This is a genomic window from Arthrobacter sp. D3-16 (genome assembly GCF_054408515.1).
The window spans coordinates 3,750,853-3,769,935 of the sequence record NZ_CP096437.1; the positions used below are offsets into that span (position 1 = coordinate 3,750,853).

Below are 19,083 nucleotides of genomic sequence, written 5' to 3' on the forward strand. Positions count from 1 at the left end.
AAGCCTCCCGCGGGGATACTGTGAGTACCGCCCGTATACAGCGTTTCGAGGAGCGTCCGATGAACCGTCTTCATAAGCCCACCCAAGTTTCCGCACCCGAGATCGCCTACAGGTGGCTCCGGGACGCGATCAGCGAGCTGCCGTGGGACGAAGAGGCTTTTCTGAGCGAAAACGCCGTGGCGGAAGCCACCGGGACTTCACGTACCCCCGTTCGGGAGGCTTTGCTCCGGCTGGAAACCGATGGTCTGATCCGGCGGGTTCCGAACAAGGGAGCTTACGTTCCCGCCCTGACCACGAAGGATATCGAAGGGATGATGGAGGCCCGGCAGATCATCGAAGAATGGGCTGTGCGGAAGACTGTTGCGTCCCTTAAATCAACAGGAGACCTCGACCAGCTCCTGGAAGAACAGTCGCAAAAACTCGCGGACCCCGTCGCTTTCATCGCCTGCGACATTCGATTCCACAAATACATCGTCGCCGCAGCAGATAACCCGGTACTGGAAGACGTTTACGATTCCCTGCGCTTCAAGCAGCTTCGTATCGGCGTCAAGGCAGTGCAGGACGGCGACGGCAGAAGCGACCATGTCCTCGACGAACACCGTGCCATCGTCAAGGCAATTCAAAGCGGGAACCCTGACACGGCAGTTGAGGCAGTCCGTGAGCACTTGGCATCAACCTTGGTGGCCCTCAAGGCACCGGCAGCACGGCGCTTTGTAAACAGCACCTCCAATTCGGCGTAAAAGCAAGGGAAGCAAGGGAACCTCATGAAAGTAGCACTCGTCCAGGTGGCCAGCCCCGACCACGAAAGCCGTGACGAGCGGATCGTGCGGGTGGAAGGGCTCCTGCGGAACATCGAAGGCGCGGACCTGATCGTCCTGCCGGAGCTGTGGAGCGCAGGTTACTTCCACTTCGACCAGTACGACGCCCTTGCCGAGACAACGGAAGGGCCAACACTGGCGATGTGCTCCCGGGTTGCTGCCGAGTTAGGAGCCTACGTTCACGCCGGAAGCATCATCGAGAGGGACGAAGAAGGACACCTTAAGAACACGTCCATCCTGCTGGATCCTGCCGGGCGGATCGTTCACAAGTACAGCAAGATCCATGTATTTGGTTACAAGTCGCTGGAGTCGAGCCTGCTGACACCAGGTACCTCATTGCCCGTTGCGGAAGCAGCGTTCGGACATACCGCAGGCGTCACCTGCTACGACCTGCGCTTTCCCGGCCTCTGGTCCGAGCTCAGCCAAAGAGGAGCCGAGATCGTGATCGTCCCTGCTGCCTGGCCAGCGGCCCGCCGGGAGCACTGGCGCCTGCTGACCTCCGCCCGGGCAGTTGAGCATCAGATGTTTATCATCGCCACCAACGCAGTAGGAGAACAGGAAGGAGTCGAGGTTGGTGGGCATAGCAGGGTCGTTGACCCATCCGGCGTCGTCCTGGCGGAATGCGGGTCCGCTGAAGAAGTCCTGCTGGTGGACCTTGACCCAGAACAAGTCTCAAGGGTGAGGAAGGAATTCCCGGTCATCGGAGACCGGCTTGCCCAATACAGCAATCTAGCGAAATAAGGAGACGACATTGCCAAACACTGAACAGGCGCCCCTGGCCTTCGAGGTTGTAGGTTCAGGCGAAACCATCACGTTGGACAGTTTTCGCGGCATCGTCGCCGGCTATACCGGCAGGGACATGGCCGCTGTCCAGCACCACATCGACGAACTGGCAGCAATCGGTGTTGCCCCGCCCCCGGAAGTACCAATGTTCTACCAGGTACCCGAAGAGCTTTTCGCTCACTCCGCTGAGCATGAGGACTCGGACAATCTGACATCCGGAGAAATCGAGCCGCTCTACATCCGGCACAAAGGCAGTTTCTACCTCGGAATCGGTTCCGACCACACGGACAGAGACTTGGAAATCCAGGACATCGGCGACTCCAAGCGGGCCTGCCCTAAGCCTGTTTCACCCCAAGTAATCCGCGTGGACGACCTGGAATCGCTGTCCCTGGACGAGTGCACTGCCCGTTGCTGGGTGGACGGTTCGCTCTACCAGGAAGGAACGCTCGACGGTATCCGCCGGCCTGCGGACGTCGTCCGGCTGCTTTTGGACCGCACTGACGTTGGGGACGACGACTTCCTCTGCCTCGGCGGGACCCTTCCCCTGCTCGGCGGAAAATTCACCAAAGGCAACGTCTGGAAACTCGAACTGCAGTTTCCTGACGGCACAAAACTCGAACACACCTACAAAATGACGAAAGGTTTGAACTGATGCGAACCGGAGAAGAATACCTGAAGTGCCTCAACGATGGCCGTACTGTCATTGTCGACGGCCAGGTTGTGGAAAACGTATTGGAGCACCCGGCTTTCAGCCACATTGCCCAGACGATGGCCGAACTTTACGACATCGCCGCGGATCCCGAAAACGGAATGCAGTTCCATTCTGAGGAAATCAACGGTCCGGCAAACAGGGTCTTTGCCGCCCCCCGCTCCCAGGAGGAACTGGTGCTCCGCCGCCAGGCCATTGAGAAGTGGGCAAAGCACACCCATGGCTGGGTAGGCCGCAGCCCCGACCACGTCGGAACCTTCTTTGCAGCATTCGGCTCGCACCCGGAGGTCTTTAAGGACGAAAAGCACGACTTCTCAGAGAACATCAGCAACTACTACAAGCGCATCCTCGCCGAGAACCTCTACGTGTCCTACGCCATCATTCCGCCCCAGATATCGCGGGCCACCAATGCGTCAGGCTGGGAAGGCGACTTCCTCCAGGTTGGTGTTGTCAGGGAAACCGAAGAAGGCATGATTGTCCGCGGTTCCCAAATGCTCGCCACGGGCGGGGCGATCGCAGACGAAGTCTTCGTAACCTGCATAAAGCCACTCGGCCCGGACGATGTCGACTTCGCCATCAGCTTCGCCCTGCCCGCAGCAACCAAGGGTCTCAAGCTGTACTGCCGGCGCCCGTTCGCTCCCGCAGCTACCAGCGAATTCGACTACCCGCTCACTACGAGGTACGACGAACCTGACGCCCTCGTGGTATTCGACGACGTCCTTGTTCCGTGGGACAGGGTTTTCATCGACCGCAACGTCGACATGCTGCGCAAGCAGTTTTTCGACACCGGCGCCCACGCCCTGGGTAACTGGCAGGCCCAGATTCGGTTTGCTACCAAACTGAAGTTCATCGCTTCCGTCGCGCGAAAGGTCACCCAGGTCAACGGCACCGACAAGATTCCCGGCGTCCAGGAGAAACTTGGCGAACTCGCCGCGATCGTGTCGTCCGTTGAATCAGCGGTTCTGGCCGCCGAATACACGGCGTCTGCGGACGCGAACGGGATGATGGTTCCGGGGAAGCGTGCGCTGTACGGAGCCATGGGGCTCCAGTCGGAGACCTACCCGCGTGTCATCGGTATCCTTCGGGACCTCGTGGGTGGCGGCGTTCTTCAGTTGCCCTCAAGCATTGCCGACATGACAAGCGACGTAAGCCGCCCCGACATGGACCGCTACGTCCAGTCTCCGGGAGTCCCCAGCGAAGAACGGGTCAAGTTGTTCAAGCTTGCCTGGGACATCATCGGCTCTGAATTCGCCGGCCGGCACCAGCAGTACGAGATGTTCTACGCCGGCGCACCCTTTGTGGTCAAGGGTGCCTACACGTACCGAAACTACGGTTACGACGCTCTTGTCAGCGAACTCGACGAGTTCCTGGCCGGATATCGAATCACCGAGAATGCGGAGGCGAAGTAGCCATGGCTAAACCTGAATTTGAGTTCACTCCGACTTCTTCGGTTGTATTCACTCCCTGCACCCCTCCCATCGAGGGGCTCTCGGAAGCAATTCTGGCCCGGGACGACAAGAACGACAGCGTCACCCGCATCCTCAAATTCGAACCGGGGACGGATACTTCACCCAACGGTGTTCTTACCCACGACTTCTGGGAAGAAGTTTTCATCTTCGAAGGGTCCTTTGTCGATCAGCGCCTGAACCGTACCTTCAAGGCCGGAGACTGGGCTACCCGCCCCCCGGGCATGGAACACGGGCCATGGGTCTCCGAGAATGGAGCCAAAATGTTTGAAGTCCGCTATTACCAGGACAGTGACAACTAAAATGAACCGCACCCTCAGCTTCGCAGAACCCGATGCGCTGCATATGCGCCGGACCATGGGAAGGTTTCTTACCGGCGTTGCAGTGATTACCACCAAAGCAGGTGACGAACTGCACGGTATGACCATCAATTCCCTGACCTCGATCAGCCTGACGCCGCCGATCCTGATGATCTCGCTGAACTTCAACACCCGCACAGGGGACACGTTGCTGCAAAGCGGAAAGTTTGCCATCTCGATTCTTGGGGCAAAACAGGAATCGATCGCGCGACGGTTCGCCGCCCGCGGCGCTGAACACTTCGACGGCGGCGAGTTTGATTTCACCGAGTCCGGGCTCCCAGTGGTAAAGGATGCACTGGCGCAGGCGGACTGCACGGTGGTTCACCAGTACGACATAGGTGACCACCAGGTCTTCTTCGGCCAGGTGACAGGCTGCCGTGAGCGCGAGGGACAGGGGCTCGCGTTCAGCGCTGGAAAGTTCGGCTCCTTCAAAGACTTCGGCCACGAAGAACTTCCCTGGTTCTACTAAACAAAAAGCTGGGGGCCCTCATCGGCCCCCAGCCTTTTGGTCACTCCGGAAGAATTGCGATTCCGTCGATCTCCACCTTCATTCCGGGTCCCAGCCCTGCGGAGACGGTGGTGCGGGCGGGATAGGGCTCGTCGAAGAATTCTCCGTAGACTTCGTTCATGCCCGGGAATTCCCCGTGTTCGCTGATGAACACACGCACCGTGACGAAGTCGTTCATGGTGCCGCCGGCCGCCTCGACCACATATTTGAGGTTCTGGAGCGTCTGGCGGGTCTGCTCCTTGATGCCCTCCCCCACGAGATGGCCGGTTTTGGCGTCGAAGCCGCCCTGCCCCGCGAGGTAAAGCGTGGTCCCGACTTTCACAGCCTGCGAATAGGCGGCAACAGGCGTCGGGGCGAGGTCGGTAACAATATCTTGCTTAGTCATCTGCACTGTTCTTCCTTTTCGTTGGGCTTTCCAGGTGGGAGAAGTAGTCAAGGGCGGACGGACTGTTGAGGGCGCTGCCCACCCCGACGCCGACAGCACCGGCGTCGAGGAAGTCCTGGGCGTTGGACGGCGTGACCCCGCCGACCGCAACAAAACTGACCTGCGGGAACGGCCCGGCCAGGGTCTTCAGTGCGCCCGGACCTGCCATGTCCGCCGGGAACAGCTTCTGGACGTTCAGGGACATGCTGAGCGCACCGTGGATCTCGGTGGGCGTCGCGACACCGGGCAAAATGGGGAGCTGCAGCTCCTGGGCGCGCCTGATGGACGGCGGGAAGAACCCCGGGGCGATCAGGAACTGCGCCCCTGCCTCCTGCGCGCGGTCCACATCCTCGGAAGTGCAGATGGTGCCGGCGCCGATCTGCCGGTCGGGGCCGCCGGCAGCAGCCTCGGCGGCTTCCTTCAACGCGAGGAACGCTTCCTGGGACTGGAGCGGGACCTCCACCAGCCGGATCCCGGAGTCCCAGCACCGGACAGCCATCTCCACGGTCTCCGCGGCCGGCAGGCCCCGGAGGATCGCGATCACAGGCGACACCTGCAGGTGGCGGAGGAAGAAGTCGGAATCGTTGGCCACGGCGCTTCCTTGATTCTTGGGGAGACTGTGCGGCTCCTACCCTATATAGTGGTTGCACATGCTGTCCAGAGCATTGCGCATATTGCAACGGAGGAATTGTGCAGACACTTCGGGTATGGCTGAAGGCAGGGCACACTGTCGAAATTATCCGGCGTCTATTGCCGGAATTCCGCGCCTCCACCGGCATCGAGGTGGCCCTCGACGTCGTCCCTGAGGGGGTGGCCCACGACGCCCTGGTGCAGGGATCGCCGCTGGCCGACGTGGTTACGGTCCCTTTCTGGTACCTCGAGGAATTGCGCGCCTCGGGGACCCTGCTCCCTATCGCAACGGCCGACCTCGGACTGGACGAAAGTGCCTTCGTCCCCCATGCGCTCGCGGCGTTGCGGCGGGGCGGGATGCTTTGGGCCGTGCCACACACCCTCACCGGAGGCATGCTGTCCTACCGGCAGGACCTCTTCGATGCCACCGGTTTGGGGCGCCCGCAGTCACTGGCGGACGTCCTCGCCGCCCATGCCGTGCTGCGGGAGCGGGGCATGGGCCTCGTTGCGCGGTGCAACGGCGAGTTTTCCTCCCTGGAGACCTTCTCCGGCTGGGCTGCGGCCAAGGGTGTGAGGCTTCTCCCCGACGCTGGGGACCCCACCTTCGAGGACCTGCTCGACGGCGCCGGGGACCTTGCGCAGGCACTCGCCGGGGGGCCCCGGGACCTGACGTCGCTGGACTATGCGGGCGTGGGAAGCCTGGTCAGCGAAGGACATGCCTCCCACCTCTTCGACACCAGCGCCTGGGCGTTCCAGTTCGAGGACCCGGGATCGCCGGTACGGGGACTTATGGGCTACACAACCGTCGGCGATAAACGCCCCGCCCAGTTCGTGTACGCCGAAGGCCTGGGCGTCACCGCGGGGTGCCGCAGCGAAGAGGCGGCGCGGCAGTTCATCACATGGCGCCATTCGGAGGAGGTGCTGCGCGCCGAGGTTGAGGGCGTCCGCCGCATCGATATCCCGCGGGCGGACCTGCGTGAGCGGGACTGGTACAGGGATTTCGTGGCCGAGGCGGGCCTGCAGGAATGCCTGCGGGCAGTGGACGAGTCCTGGTCCGGCATCGACTTCCGCCACATCCCGCTGCGGGTGGACTTCGTGGAGGCTGCCCGCACGCTGATGGGCGCCATCAGCGGGACGGTCTCAGGAAAGTATGCCTCCCTTGCCGATGCCTACGCCGTCACCTACCAACAGGACGGCCGCCGAGGATGACCTCATTAATCTTGTACAGCGCCCCCAGGTCTTCGAGGGGATCGGCGTCGAGGCACAGGATGTCCGCCGGCCGCCCGACGTCGAGGCATCCCGCACCATCTTTCAACAGCCTGGCACCGTTGACAGTCATTGCCCGAAGTATCGAGGGCGGGTCCATGCCGGCGCGGTTCAGGTGCAGCGCCTGCTCCTGCATGCCGAACCCATGGGGGTTGAACGTTGTTCCGGCATCCGTTCCCACAGCAAGCGGCAGCCGCGCCGCTACCGCCAGTTCCAGCGCGGCGCGCTCGTGCGGGGCATGGGCGAGGATCTTCGCCAGGGCTTCAGGATTTGCGGTCTCCCGCTGGTCGGAGGAGACGAAGCGCTCGGTGGCCACCAGCGTGCTGACCAGGGTGCAGCGGCTCCCATCCAAGAGCCCGGCTTCGTCGGCGGTGAGGTAGGAGAAGTGCTCGATGGAGTCCACCCCTGCTTCGATGGCATTCCGGATCCCGTCCCGCCCGTGGGCGTGGGCTGCCACGGCGAGCCCGGCATGGTGCGCGGCCGCCGTCACGTGGCTGATCAGGGAAGGCTCCATCTGGGTGGCACCAGGCACCGTGCCGGTGGTGATGACACCGCCGGTGGCAAACAGCTTGACCCAGCGTGCGGCGAGACCGGACAGTGCGCCAATGGCTTCCTCGTATTCACCCGGCGTCTCCGCCCACCGGGAAAGGAAATTCCCGTGGCCGGCGGGCGAGCTGATGGCACCGGCCGCCACGATCCGCGGCGCTCGCGCAGCGGCCAGGCCGCCGCCCTTTACCGCATGCAGCACCGCATCACCCGGGCTGCCGAGGTCCCGCACGGTGGTCACGCCCGACTGGAGATAGCGGAGGCCGTTGGCTTCGATCACGTCCTGCCGGGCGGCAGGGTCCGATGCCCTTGCCCCCCGCTCCACGTCCGCCCCGCCGGACAGGGCCAGGTGCACGTGGCAGTCCACCAGTCCCGGGATCGCGACGGCGGCCGGGTGGCGGGGAATTATGCCTGGCCCGTCACCCGTTCCGAGGCCCGTGATGATGCCATCGCTGATGGTGATCCACACATCGTCCGCGGGCTCCAAACCCGGACCGATCAATGCCTTCCTGAAGCGCATCGCGTTATGCATTGTCTCCCTACCAATCATCGGAGGTTCCCATGGCCAGCACATCCATCCGGGTCGCGGTAGTCGGCGCCGGAGACTTCGGCAAGCGGCATATTGCGGCACTCGCCGCACTTGCGGAGTTTGATCTGGTGGCGGTTGCGGACCGCAACGAAGCAGCTGCGCTGGAGGCCGCCCGACTGCACGGGGCCCGCCCCTTCAGCAGCCTCGAGGCGGCCCTCGGCACTGGAGGGATTGACGCCGTGGGGATTGACGCCGTCGTCATCGCCACTCCCCCGGCCGCCCACATGGCGGACCTCCGCCTGGCGCTCGACCGGAGTCTTCCGGTCCTCGTCGAGAAGCCGGTGGTCACCAGCGAAGAAGACCTGGCGGCGCTGGAAAGCCTGCCGGCCCAGCTCCGGCGCCTGGTCCTCCCGGGCCATATCAGCCGCTATCTTCCGTCCTTCTGCGCTCTGCGGGAGCGGATGCGCGGGGAAAAGGTGCGGGCCATCAGGGCCGTCAGGTATGTTCCCCGGGAGCGGCTGGCAATGCACGGGGAATCGCATCCCGCCCTCAGTGCCATGGTCCACGACTTCGACCTCATCCGGGCCCTGGTGCCTTCGGAACTGGAACATGTCAGTTCCGTCCAGTCCTGGATTGATCCGGCCCTGCCCCATCCGCAGGCGGTGTTCGTGCATCTCCGGTTCGCAGACGGGACGGTGGCATCGGTGGACAATCTGTGGACGCTGCCCCACGCCCGGAAATACATCGACGCACGCCTGGAGGTCTCATCGGACAGCACCCTTGCCGTCCTGTCCCTTCCCGGCGGCGAAGTGTCATTGGCGACTTCCGCCGGGGAGTATGCTCCCGCCGTCGAGCTTGAAGGCTCTGTCTACGGTGTGCCGGCAGGTGCCCTGGCGAACCAGCTCCGCTACTTTGCCGCCCACGTCCGCGGAACCGCAGTGGAGACGGCGGTGACATTGGAGGACGCCATCTGGTCGGTGCGCCTCGCCCTTCAGTTACAACGGCAGGCATCAGTCGCCTAGGTGAATTCCCTGCCAATGGCCGCCGCTGTCTCCCGGAGGAGGGGCTCGATATCCAGGAGCCGGTCACGGGTCAGGGTGACCACCGGAGCGGACACGGAGATGGCGTGGGAAACCTCGCCCGATCCGGTACTGATGGCCACGGCCACACAGTGGATGTAGTCCTCGTGCTCCCGGTCGTCGATGGCGTACCCGCGCTGGCGGATCTGCTCCAGCTCCGCCAGGTACGCTTCCGGGGTCACAATGGTGCGGTCGGTGTACCGGACATACTCGATCCTGTTCGCCAGCTCCACCTGCTCCGGGACCGGGCGATGGGCGATAATCGCCTTGGCTACCCCCGTGCAGTAGAGAGGGGCAGTGGCTCCAATCCGGGAGTACATGCGGACGGACGTCCGGGCTTCGTACTTGTCGATGTAGAACACCTCGCCCTCGTCAAACGCCGCAAGGTGGATTGTCTGCTGGGTCTTTTCGCCGAGCATGCGGAGGTGCGGGGCAGCGAGGGGGCGGATGTCCAGGCTGCCCAGTGCCACCGCAGCCAGCTTGAAAAGCTGCGGACCAAGGCGGTACCGGTGGTTGTCGCTGTGCCTGACGTAGCCCTGGGCTTCCAGCGTCTGGAGCAGGCGCAGGGCAGTGGACTTATGCACCCCGAGCATTTCAGCCGTCTCGGCAAGGTCCTTCTCGCCCTTGCCCAGGAACGGCAGGATCTGCAGGGCGCGGTCAACGGTTTGGGACACGTATGTTGCTGCTTTCTTCTAATGCCGGCGCGAAGCGCTGGCGGCTCCAGCCTTCGTCGGTGAGCTGCAAAAGCCCACTCATGTATTCTCGCCCCGGAAGGGCACCTATGTCTGTTACTACGCTCAGCGAACAGCTGGCCACGATCGTTCCGAGCCTTCCTGCCTCGCGGATGGCCATTCCGCTCAGGTAGCCGGCGAGGAATCCGGCGGCGAACGCGTCGCCGGCACCGACGGGCTCAACGACGTCGACGATAAGGGCGGGCACGAAGACCTGCTCGTCCCCGTGGAAGACAGTGCAGCCTTCGGCGCCCTGCTTCACCACCAGGAACTCCGGCTCAGGGAGGAGCGTCCGCACCTCCAGTGGATGCGTTGATGCCCACAGCTCGTTCGCCTCGTCCAGCCCGACAAACACGATGTCCACGGCCCGTGCGGTTTCGAGCATCGCTGCCGGCCCGGCGTCGTCCTTCCACAGCGCCGGCCGCCAGTTGACGTCGAAGGACACAGCCGTGCCTGCCGCCCTGGTGCTGATGACCTCGGCCAGGAAATCCCTGCACGACGGGGACAACGCCGACGTGATCCCGCTCAGATGGATCAATCTCGTGCGAAGGGAGTTGACGAGCCGGGCCGTGTCCGGACCCATGGTGCTCGCCGCGGATCCGGAACGGTAGTACCAGACCTTCGTCTGCGCCCGGGACCGGTCCTTGAAGGCAACACCGGTAGGACGTTCAGGGTCCCGGACCACATGTCCCACGTCAACGCCGAAGCTGTGGATCTGATCCAGCAGGAAGCGGCCGAAAGGGTCCGCCCCCACCTTGCTGATCCAGGCGACGTCGTAGCCGAGCATGGACAGGTAGGCTGCAACGTTCGATTCGGCTCCCGCCACCGACGGCCGGAAAGCCGTCCCGGCACCCATCGCGCCGGGGTTTTCGGGCACAAGCATCGCCATGGATTCTCCCGCGCAGACGACGGCAGGCATTCCAGATTTCTCTTCCACGTGCTCTCCCGGTTTGCCTCATTGCATGTGATTGACACTACAAAACACGACTGTAATCATGGAAGCATCCTTTTGCAACAGCCGTTGCACCATATGCAATAGCTCGGGAGGGCTGATGAAAGCACTGAAGAAGGGGTGGCTGGCCGGCATGGCGTCCCTTGTCGCCACCGCCCTGATGGTCACGTCATGTGGTGGCGGCGGCGCCACCGAAACCGCCCCCACAGGCGGGCGGGAGTCCTTCCAGGGGACAAATCTTCGCGTGTTGCTGAAGGAGGGCTATGAAATCCAGGCCATCCAGCAGTTCAAGGGAGAATTCGAGCAGGCCACCGGGATCAAGGTAGATCTCGAGGTGTACGACGAGCCGACTGCGCGGCAGAAGCTCGTCCTCGATTCCACATCAGGCACGGGAACCTACGACATCACATCCGGATCCTTCTGGAACATGCCCGAGTTCGTCTCTGCCAAGTGGCTGGAGCCCCTCGATGAATATGTCAGCAAGGCCAAGGACGACTGGCTGGAGATGGAGAACATCCCCAAGGGTGCACTCGATTCCATGACGATCGACGGCAAGCTCTACGCCCTTCCGCACACCATCATCGGCGGCATGTTCTTCTACCGCGCCGATGTGTTCCAGGAACTGGGAATCCAGCCGCCGCAGACAACCGATGACATCCTCGCCGCAGCGAAGGTGATCAAGGAGAAGCGCCCGGACCTCACCCCGTTCAGTGCCCGTGGTGCGTCGACGTTCGCTTCGCTCGGCACCGAGATCGGCTGGTCCTACGGCTACGACGCCCTCCTGTTCGACGAGAACGGCAATCCCAAGGCCAACAGCGAGGAGATGAAGAAGGCCATGGCCGACTTCGTCACACTGATGAAGGACTACGGCCCCAGTGACGCCGCGACGCTGACCTTCACCCAGGCCGGTGAGAAGTTCTCCTCCGGCCAGGCGGCGATGATGTTCGATACCTCCGGGTTCGGCACCATCTTCGAAGACGCCAAGCAGTCCCAGGTTGCCGGGAAGATCGGGTACACCCTTCCCAGTGGCCCCAGCGGGAAGAAGCTCCAGTGGCTGTACAACGAGGGCCTGGCCATCACGGCGAAGAGCAAGAACAAGAACGCCGCCTGGCTGTTCCTCCAGTGGCGGATGTCCCGTGACACCACCATGAAGGAGCTGACCCAGCTGAACCGCACGGACGTGCCCAACCTGAACGTCCTGCAGAGCAAGGAGTACACGGACTACATGGCGTCCAAGGGCCTTGAGGAATTCAGCGCCGCCCTCCAGCAAAGCTGGGAAGGCACCACGGCGGAGCACTGGCCCTTCTACCCGGAGTTCACCTCCATTGGTGACACCTTCACCAAGGAGATCTCCGCGGCGATAGCGGGCAGCAAGTCCGTGGACGACGCGCTGGAGACAGCGCAGTCGGAGCTGACCACCATCATGAAGAACGCCGGGCACCTGAAGTGACCGGTTACCTGCTCCGGGGAGGCACCGTGTTCGACGGCGCCTCCCCGCGCAGGTCCCCCGGAGACCTGCGGATCGTCGATGGAAGGGTTGCCGAGCTCGGTCCGGACCTGCCGGTCGACGGCAGCACCATTATCGACGTCGAAGGTCTGTGGGTGATGCCCGGATTTATCGACGCCCATTCCCACGCAGACGCTGCAGTCCTGACGGGAGAAGGCATGGAAGCCAGGGCGCTGGCCGGGGTCACCACGGAGATCGTGGGCCAGGACGGCCTGGGGCTGTCCTTCGCCAGTGGCGAGTCGCACCGGATCATGGCCGACATCCTCGGGCCGATCGCCGGGACGCTCCCCGACCAGGAATTCCCCGATACGCAGTCCTACCTCGACTTCACTGACCGCGGCGCCTTCGCCCGGGTGGCCACCCTAATTCCCCATGGCACTGTCCGCGCAAAGGTCATGGGCAGGCAGCTCCGGGACGCGTCCGAGGATGAGCGTGCAGCGATGCGCCGCCTGTTCCAGAGCGGCATGGACCAGGGCGCGGTTGGGCTGTCCACGGGTCTCAGCTATGCGCCTGCGCTGGCCGCAACGACCACCGAATTGATCGATGTCACCGGTGAGCTTCCGAAGGGCACGCCCTATGTCACCCACCTCCGGGACTACGGGCCCCGCCTGGAGGAATCGCTGGAGGAGGCACTGAAGATCTGCAGCAGCAGCGGCCTGTCACTGCATCTCTCGCATTTCCACATTTCCGGTCCTGGGCGGGCGGGCACGGCAGGAGAGTTCGTTGAGCGCCTCCACCGTGCCGGGCAGGGGATCACGTGGGACACCTATCCTTATACGGCCGGCTGCACCTTCATCGGCGCGCTTCTCCCGCGCTCCGTCCAGTCCCTGAACGCCCCGGACCTCCTCGCCCACACCAGCGACGCGGCCCAGGCAGCGGAGCTTGCTGCCGAGCTGGACGCCGGTGGTCCCGGCCCCACCTTCGCGGCGGGCTGGGATGCCATCTCTGTTGCGGGCCTCCGGGGGACCCCGCTGGAACGCTGGGACTACTGGTCAATTGCACGCATTGCGGAAGAGGCGGCTATCTCCTGCGGACGGGCCGTCCTCCAGCTCTTCGTCAAAGCGCAGGGCCGGGCCTGCGTACTGGTGGACCAGGGCCATCCGGACAACATCCGGACCCTCGCCGGCACCGACAACCACCTCGTGGGCTCCGACGGCATCCTCGGGTCCGGAATCCCCCACCCCCGGGCAACCAACAGCTTCTACCGGTTCCTGGACTGGGCCAACCGCGGCCTGCTGGATGTATCTGTGGAGCAGATGGTGGCCCGAATGACCTCCCGCACCGCAACCCGCTTCGGTCTTCCCACTGGCCGTCTTGCGGCCGGGATGCCTGCCGACGTCGTGGTCATCCAGCCGGAGAAGCTCGAGGAAGGACCGGCCATGGGTCCCTACACCCCCAGCGCGCTGCAGCACTCGTTTATCGGGGGTAGTCCGATCGTCAGCCAGGGATCGTGGCAGGGTTCCAAGCTGCCCGGCCTTGCGGCCAGAAAGGGTGCGGTATGAAAACAGTCTGCCAGAGCTGCGGAACGGCGTTTGCAGGCACTTCCGGGCACTGCGCCGGATGTGGAGGAGTGTGCCTGAGGAGTGACCCGTGGTCTGCACCGCCGGCGGGCGCCCCCTCGCACACGCCGCTGGTCCGGAGCAGGATCCCGGGGTTCGAAGGCACCTGGTTGAAGGTCGAAGGGGCTAATCCCAGCGGGTCCTTCAAGGACCGAGTCATGGACGTGCTCGTTCGGGAAGCGGTGGCCGAGGGAGCCCCGGGAGCCGTCGTCGCCTCCTCGGGAAACGCGGCCGTGGCCGCCGCAACCCACTGCGCCCGTGCCGGCCTGCCCCTTCTCGTCCTTGTCCCGGAACAGGTCCCCGTCCCCATCCTGGCCATGGTGCAGCTGCGGGGCGCAACCATCCTTCGCGCCGGCGAAGGCCCTGCAGCCGTCCACCACCTGGCGAAGCTTGTCGCCGGGAAATACGGCCTGCCGAATCTCGCCTCCACTTTCGGCGCCTCCGGGTGCGAGTGGGCCTGCCGTTCCATCGGGCACGAGATCTCCGCCCAACTGAAGGACGCAGAAGTGACCACCCTCGCCGCCTCCGTCAGTGTGGGCCCGGTCCTTTTGGGTGCGGCCCGGGGACTCACCGAATCAGGACGGCCTTTCCCCCGGATGGTGGCGGGACAGGCAGCGGGCTGTGCCCCGATCGCCAGGGCCTTCTCCGAGGGCAGCCAGGAGGTCCAGCCGTGGGAAGGACCCGTCCTGACACGGGCCACCTCGATCGCCGACAGGCTGACCGGCTACGCCCCGGAAGGCACGTTCTTCCTGAACCTGGTCCGTGCCAGCAACGGCACCGTGAGCGCTGCCGATGACGCCAGGCTCCGCGAGATCCGGGCGGATCTTGCCCGCTATGACGGGCTGGACGTCGAGCTGTCATCCTGTGCCGCCGTCGCAGCCCTCCTTGCCTCGGGGCTGGGCGGCGGGGATTCGGTCTGCATCCTCACGGGCGCAGGCGTGAAGGAAACCCTCACCGGGTGGGAGCCCGCTTCCCCAGGCGCCGGCGTCGACGAATTCTTCCGTTCTGTCCTCAACGACCCCGCCGGGGCGAAGGAGGTGGACCAGTGGATCCACGAGTATCAGTTGTAACGGGCGGAGCCAGCGGCATCGGCCTGGCCGTCGCCCGCAGGCTCGCCGCCTACGGGCCCGTCGTCGTCGCGGACCTCGACGAGGCGGCGCTCGCAGCCGCCGGGCAGGAGGGCCTGTCCCCCTACCGCCTTGACGTGGGCGACGCCGACGCCTGGGCAGGGTTCGGCAGTCACCTCCGCAAGGAGTACGGCCGCGTCGATGCCCTGGTCCACAACGCCGGCATCGCCCCGATAGCGCCGCTCACCGAGACCACCAACGCCCAAATCGATGCCACGTACGCAACGAATGTCCGCTCCATCCTTGTCGGCACCAGGGAGCTCTGGGACCTCCTTACCGCAGCCCCCGGAAGCATCGTCAACGTCGCCTCGGTGGCGGCACTCGTCGGGCAGGACCGCTCCGCGGCGTACGTTGCCTCCAAGGGCGCCGTGGTGGCCCTAACCCGGGCACTGGCGATAGAGCTGGCACCGTATGGCGTCCGGGTCAACTCGGTGTGCCCCGGTACCACCATGACTCCCCTGCTGGAACGCCACTTCAAAAGCATTCCTGCGGGAGACCAGGCGCAGGAGCACTTGACCCGGCGCCACCCACTCGGCCGGCTCCTCACCCCGGAGGACATCGCGCCCTCCATCGTGCACCTGTTGTTCCCCGAAACGGCAGGGGCAATGACCGGCACCAACATCGTCGTCGACGGCGGCCTGACCGCATCCTTCGACTACGGCGACTCATTCTCCGGAGGAGGATCACATGCACGTTAGGACCGTGCGGGGCGTGGCCGAACTCGATCCCGCACTGGCTGTACTGCCCCACGAACACGTCGTCATCGATTACCGGCAGAAGGAAGGAGCCGCACCCCCGCCAACGCTTGCCATCGAAGACGATTGCGTCCGGGCCCTTAAGGCCCTTCCGCCGCTGGGCGTCCAGGCCATCGTGGATTGCACGCCCCCAGGGTATGGGCGGGACCTGGACTTCCTGCGGCGCGCCAGCGAGCGCAGCGGCGTCCACATTATCGCCAGCACCGGGACGTTCTGCGAGCAGTGGAGTGGCCAGCCCGCGTGGGTGCGCGACGCTGCCGTCGAAGACCTGACCGCGGCCTTCATCGCCGAACTCAACCGCGGCTGCGGTGTCATCAAGGTAGCCACGAGCCACGGCGAAGCCACCGAAAACGAGATCAAAGCCATCCATGCTGCGGCGCAAGCCCACCGGGAAACCGGCGCGCCCATAGTCAGCCACACCACCGGCTCGCTGGGCATTGAACAGGCCAGGCTCTACAAGGAACTGGGCGTCGACCTGGCCAAAGTCCTCATCTCGCACGTATGTGCCGATGAGGAACCTCCTGAATACGCCATCGACATTGCCCGGCGGGGAGCTTTCGTCGGCTTCGACAGGATCGGGCACACCTCCCACAGCGACGACCACTGGATCCAGCTCATCCAAAAGCTCGCCGCCGAGGGGCTGGCCGGCAGGATCCTGCTAAGCCACGACAGCGTCCAGCAGTTCACCGGTCCGGAGGCGATTGCAGGCCACACCTTCAGCGGTATCTCCTACCTGCCGGAGTCCTTCCGGCACCGCGCGCTGGAGGCTGGACTCCAACGTGACGTCTTCGCGCAGCTCACAACAGCCAACCCCCTGAGGTGGCTGGCATCGAATGAGGTGAAATAGGAAATGAAAACAAGCCGGCGATACACGCTTCTTTCGCTGACACCCTCAGCAGTGATCTTCCTCATCGTCCTGGTCTTCCCCACCATCTACATCATGAATCTGATGTTCAAGAGGGAGACCCTTACAGCCCCCGCAGGGAACCGCTACATCGGCTTCGAGAACTTCACCCGCCTTGCCGGCGACGAGAGGTTCTGGCAGGCAGCGGGCCAATCAGCGGCATTCTCGGCCGTGTCGATGGCCGTGAGCATCCCCGTGGGCATCGCCATCGCCCTGCTCGTCAGCCGCAGACTCCTCGGGCACGGTCTCTTCCGCATCATCCTGATCGTTCCCATGGTGCTGGCACCGCTCGTCGTCGGAGCGATGTTCCGTTTCCTGCTCGACTCGGGCGGGTTCATTCCCTGGCTGTTCAGCCTCTTCGGGCTAACCGCACCCAGCTTCCTGTCCATCCCCGGCGTCTCACTCGTCACCGTCGCCTTCGTGGACGCCTGGCAGTGGACACCGTTCGTGGCGATCGTGGTGGGGGCAGCCATGGAAACGGTCCCCCAGAACGTTATGGAAGCAGCAAAGCTCGACGGCGCCAACGCCTGGCAGGAGCTGTGGCACTTCATCCTCCCGCAGATCCGTCCGCTGCTGGTGCTCGTTGCCCTGATTCGGTTCATGGACAGCTTCCGGGAGTTCGACAAGCTCTTCATCATGACCAACGGCGGGCCGGGAACGTCGTCCGAAACCCTCCCGATCTACCTCTGGCGCAACGCCTTCCAGTACCTGGACCTGGGCTTCTCCGCCGCCGTCGGTTTCGTGGTGCTGGTCATCATCAGCGTGGTCAGCACGTTCATCGTTAAATTCTTCCGAGCAAACAAGGGAGTATCAGAATGAGCTCGCACACCACCTCCAAGCGCAGGACCGCCACCGAGGCGCCGCCCCGGAGCCCAAGCCCTCCCACCATCCCAGGGCCGATCCCTCCCCGGCAGTTCCACTCCCGGAAGCTCTGGGACATCCCCAACTACGTGGCAATGATCCTGGTCAGCCTGGTGTGCCTGGTGCCGGTTGCTGTCATGCTCCGGATCGCAGTCACACCCCAGTTGGACTGGCGCCAGATGCCCATCGATTGGCTCCAGGCTCCGGACTGGACTTCCTTCGAGCGGGTTCTGGGCAGCGCCTTCCCGCGTGCATTGTTCAACAGCTTCCTCATTGCCCTGGTCACCACGGCCATCGTCGTCGCGCTGTCCGCCATGGGAGGCCACGCGCTCGCCAGGATGAAGGGCAAGCACAAGGACCGCTTCCTGTTCCTGGTCCTGGGCACGCGGATGGGTCCTGCCGTGGTGTTCGCGCTGCCGATCTACCTGCTGGCATCCGGCGCAGGCCTCATCGATACGTATGCCGGAATTATCGCCGTCTATATCGTCTACAACCTGGCATTCGGTATCTGGATGATGCACGGCTTCTTCCTGGACATCCCTGCCGAGGTGGAAGAGGCGGGCCTGGTGGACGGCCTGACGGAGTGGGGCGTCTTCCGCAAAGTTTCACTTCCCATGGCGGCATCCGGTGTCATAGCGACCGCGACCCTGGTTTTCATTCTCACGTGGAATGAATTCTTCTACGCGTTCGTGCTCACCCAACGGACCGCCAACACCTTCCCCACAACCATCCCCGGGTACTTCGGCGCCTTCCAGGTGGAGTGGGGGTCAATGTTCGCCGCAAGCACCTTGGGCATCCTGCCGCCTGTCATCTTCGGCATCCTGGCCCGGAAGTGGCTTGGTAAGGGACTTTCGGGCGGCCTCGTCGACTGACACGGACGCAAAGAACAGCTGTTCCGACGCCGGCGGTTGGGCTACGGTGCCCGGCCGCCGGCTTCGGACGGGCGGCAAGTACCCCGTCAGCGGACGTGGCGGCATGAGCCGGGTCTTCCGCTGGCGAAGAAGCTGTGGCTACGCTGATCCGATGGAACCGGCACTCTCCTCGTGGGGCGACTTCAACGTGGCCATTGCCGGGGCCGGCGCCGCGCTCGGCGGTCTGCTCATCGTGGCTTTGTCAGTCAACATCAAACAGATCGCGGAATCACGGGGGCTCGCAGCACGTGCAGGGGCCGCCATCTCCGCCCTCATCCTCGGTGTGATCCTGGCGTGTACGGCACTCATCCCGGACCAACCGCTATGGGTGTTCGGAATCGAAGTCCTGGCTGGAACCCTCGCCGGAGGAGTTATCGCAGCCCTCGCCGCCCGGGCAATTCTTCGGGACGACACACCTGGACGTCCACGCAACTGGGACACCCAGCACATCGTGTCATTCGTGTTCCCGCTCGTCATCTACGCTGCCGGGGCTGTGCTGCTCCTGCTGTCCATGCCTGCAGGTTTGCCCGTGGTGGCCCTTGGCACGATCGTGGCACTGATCGGCGCCGTTATTTTCTCCTGGGTTGCGCTCGTCGAGGTTCTGCGCTGAGGCGCTTCCCTCTTCACCGGGGTTGGAGCGGAAGTACTTCGCAACAGCC

21 protein-coding genes are annotated in these 19,083 nt (G+C 64.0%); 16 read left to right on the forward strand and 5 right to left on the reverse strand.

The window, feature by feature from the left end; translation table 11 throughout:
* Window positions 1-59 precede the first annotated feature (59 nt).
* From M1D32_RS17540 to M1D32_RS17565, 6 genes are read left to right on the forward strand one after another with little or no spacing between them, the layout of a single operon-like run.
* A complete protein-coding gene (locus M1D32_RS17540; RefSeq protein ID WP_458779891.1) occupies window positions 60-740 on the forward strand; it encodes a GntR family transcriptional regulator in 681 nt (226 codons plus the stop codon).
* Window positions 741-764: 24 nt separating this feature from the next.
* Window positions 765-1,559, forward strand: coding sequence for a carbon-nitrogen family hydrolase (locus M1D32_RS17545; RefSeq protein WP_458779892.1), 795 nt, complete (start codon window positions 765-767; stop codon window positions 1,557-1,559).
* A 10-nt stretch (window positions 1,560-1,569) separates the two neighbouring features.
* Window positions 1,570-2,253: a DUF2848 family protein gene (locus M1D32_RS17550; protein WP_458779893.1), complete on the forward strand. Its 684-nt coding sequence runs from the start codon at window positions 1,570-1,572 to the stop codon at window positions 2,251-2,253.
* Entirely contained in the window at window positions 2,253-3,719 is a 1,467-nt protein-coding gene (locus M1D32_RS17555) for a 4-hydroxyphenylacetate 3-hydroxylase family protein (protein WP_458779894.1), read from the forward strand. The genes M1D32_RS17550 and M1D32_RS17555 overlap by 1 nt, the downstream gene beginning before the upstream one ends.
* Before the next feature lie 2 nt (window positions 3,720-3,721).
* A complete protein-coding gene (locus M1D32_RS17560) occupies window positions 3,722-4,078 on the forward strand; it encodes a cupin domain-containing protein (RefSeq protein ID WP_458779895.1) in 357 nt (118 codons plus the stop codon).
* A gap of 1 nt (window position 4,079) precedes the next feature.
* Window positions 4,080-4,604, forward strand: a complete 525-nt coding sequence (locus M1D32_RS17565; RefSeq protein WP_458779896.1) for a flavin reductase family protein — start codon at window positions 4,080-4,082, stop codon at window positions 4,602-4,604.
* A gap of 40 nt (window positions 4,605-4,644) precedes the next feature.
* Here M1D32_RS17565 and M1D32_RS17570 read toward each other — a convergent pair whose 3' ends face one another.
* Together M1D32_RS17570 and M1D32_RS17575 are read right to left on the reverse strand one after the other, a co-directional pair.
* Window positions 4,645-5,028 (reverse strand): RidA family protein, encoded by a 384-nt coding sequence (locus tag M1D32_RS17570; RefSeq protein ID WP_458779897.1) that lies wholly within the window; start codon window positions 5,026-5,028, stop codon window positions 4,645-4,647.
* Window positions 5,021-5,659 (reverse strand): bifunctional 4-hydroxy-2-oxoglutarate aldolase/2-dehydro-3-deoxy-phosphogluconate aldolase, encoded by a 639-nt coding sequence (locus M1D32_RS17575; RefSeq protein WP_458779898.1) that lies wholly within the window; start codon window positions 5,657-5,659, stop codon window positions 5,021-5,023. Before M1D32_RS17575 ends, M1D32_RS17570 begins: the two co-directional genes overlap by 8 nt.
* A gap of 98 nt (window positions 5,660-5,757) precedes the next feature.
* Here M1D32_RS17575 and M1D32_RS17580 point away from each other — a divergent pair, with 98 nt between their 5' ends.
* Window positions 5,758-6,906, forward strand: a complete 1,149-nt coding sequence (locus M1D32_RS17580) for an ABC transporter substrate-binding protein (RefSeq protein ID WP_458779899.1) — start codon at window positions 5,758-5,760, stop codon at window positions 6,904-6,906.
* Here the strand turns inward: M1D32_RS17580 and M1D32_RS17585 are convergent.
* The gene (locus M1D32_RS17585; RefSeq protein ID WP_458779900.1) at window positions 6,875-8,041 is read right to left on the reverse strand and encodes an amidohydrolase family protein; all 1,167 of its coding nucleotides are present in this window, start codon (window positions 8,039-8,041) and stop codon (window positions 6,875-6,877) included. The genes M1D32_RS17580 and M1D32_RS17585 overlap by 32 nt on opposite strands.
* A 29-nt stretch (window positions 8,042-8,070) precedes the next feature.
* On the opposite strand from M1D32_RS17585, the gene M1D32_RS17590 reads away from it, so the two are divergent.
* Window positions 8,071-9,060, forward strand: a complete 990-nt coding sequence (locus tag M1D32_RS17590) for a Gfo/Idh/MocA family protein (protein ID WP_458779901.1) — start codon at window positions 8,071-8,073, stop codon at window positions 9,058-9,060.
* Here M1D32_RS17590 and M1D32_RS17595 read toward each other — a convergent pair.
* Together M1D32_RS17595 and M1D32_RS17600 are read right to left on the reverse strand one after the other, a co-directional pair.
* Window positions 9,057-9,791 carry an IclR family transcriptional regulator gene (locus M1D32_RS17595; RefSeq protein ID WP_458779902.1) on the reverse strand — a complete coding sequence of 245 codons (735 nt, stop codon included), beginning with the start codon at window positions 9,789-9,791 and terminating at the stop codon, window positions 9,057-9,059. The two genes, M1D32_RS17590 and M1D32_RS17595, sit on opposite strands and share 4 nt — an antisense overlap.
* Window positions 9,775-10,785 carry a sugar kinase gene (locus M1D32_RS17600; RefSeq protein ID WP_458779903.1) on the reverse strand — a complete coding sequence of 337 codons (1,011 nt, stop codon included), beginning with the start codon at window positions 10,783-10,785 and terminating at the stop codon, window positions 9,775-9,777. Before M1D32_RS17600 ends, M1D32_RS17595 begins: the two co-directional genes overlap by 17 nt.
* A gap of 115 nt (window positions 10,786-10,900) precedes the next feature.
* Between M1D32_RS17600 and M1D32_RS17605 the strand changes: the two genes are divergently transcribed.
* The 8 genes from M1D32_RS17605 (at window position 10,901) to M1D32_RS17640 (ending at window position 19,034) form a co-directional block, all read left to right on the forward strand.
* Window positions 10,901-12,250: an ABC transporter substrate-binding protein gene (locus M1D32_RS17605; protein WP_458779904.1), complete on the forward strand. Its 1,350-nt coding sequence runs from the start codon at window positions 10,901-10,903 to the stop codon at window positions 12,248-12,250.
* On the forward strand, window positions 12,247-13,809 hold the full coding sequence (locus tag M1D32_RS17610) for an N-acyl-D-amino-acid deacylase family protein (protein WP_458779905.1): 1,563 nt from the start codon (window positions 12,247-12,249) through the stop codon (window positions 13,807-13,809). Before M1D32_RS17605 ends, M1D32_RS17610 begins: the two co-directional genes overlap by 4 nt.
* Complete coding sequence (locus M1D32_RS17615; protein WP_458779906.1) at window positions 13,806-14,936, forward strand: pyridoxal-phosphate dependent enzyme; 1,131 nt, start codon at window positions 13,806-13,808, stop codon at window positions 14,934-14,936. The genes M1D32_RS17610 and M1D32_RS17615 overlap by 4 nt, the downstream gene beginning before the upstream one ends.
* Window positions 14,912-15,691: an SDR family NAD(P)-dependent oxidoreductase gene (locus tag M1D32_RS17620; RefSeq protein WP_458779907.1), complete on the forward strand. Its 780-nt coding sequence runs from the start codon at window positions 14,912-14,914 to the stop codon at window positions 15,689-15,691. Before M1D32_RS17615 ends, M1D32_RS17620 begins: the two co-directional genes overlap by 25 nt.
* The gene (locus M1D32_RS17625) at window positions 15,681-16,595 is read left to right on the forward strand and encodes a phosphotriesterase family protein (RefSeq protein WP_458779908.1); all 915 of its coding nucleotides are present in this window, start codon (window positions 15,681-15,683) and stop codon (window positions 16,593-16,595) included. Before M1D32_RS17620 ends, M1D32_RS17625 begins: the two co-directional genes overlap by 11 nt.
* A 3-nt stretch (window positions 16,596-16,598) precedes the next feature.
* Window positions 16,599-17,471: a carbohydrate ABC transporter permease gene (locus M1D32_RS17630; protein ID WP_458779909.1), complete on the forward strand. Its 873-nt coding sequence runs from the start codon at window positions 16,599-16,601 to the stop codon at window positions 17,469-17,471.
* Window positions 17,468-18,385, forward strand: coding sequence for a carbohydrate ABC transporter permease (locus tag M1D32_RS17635; protein WP_458779910.1), 918 nt, complete (start codon window positions 17,468-17,470; stop codon window positions 18,383-18,385). The genes M1D32_RS17630 and M1D32_RS17635 overlap by 4 nt, the downstream gene beginning before the upstream one ends.
* A 151-nt stretch (window positions 18,386-18,536) precedes the next feature.
* On the forward strand, window positions 18,537-19,034 hold the full coding sequence (locus tag M1D32_RS17640; protein ID WP_458779911.1) for a hypothetical protein: 498 nt from the start codon (window positions 18,537-18,539) through the stop codon (window positions 19,032-19,034).
* The last annotated feature ends 49 nt before the right edge of the window (window positions 19,035-19,083 follow it).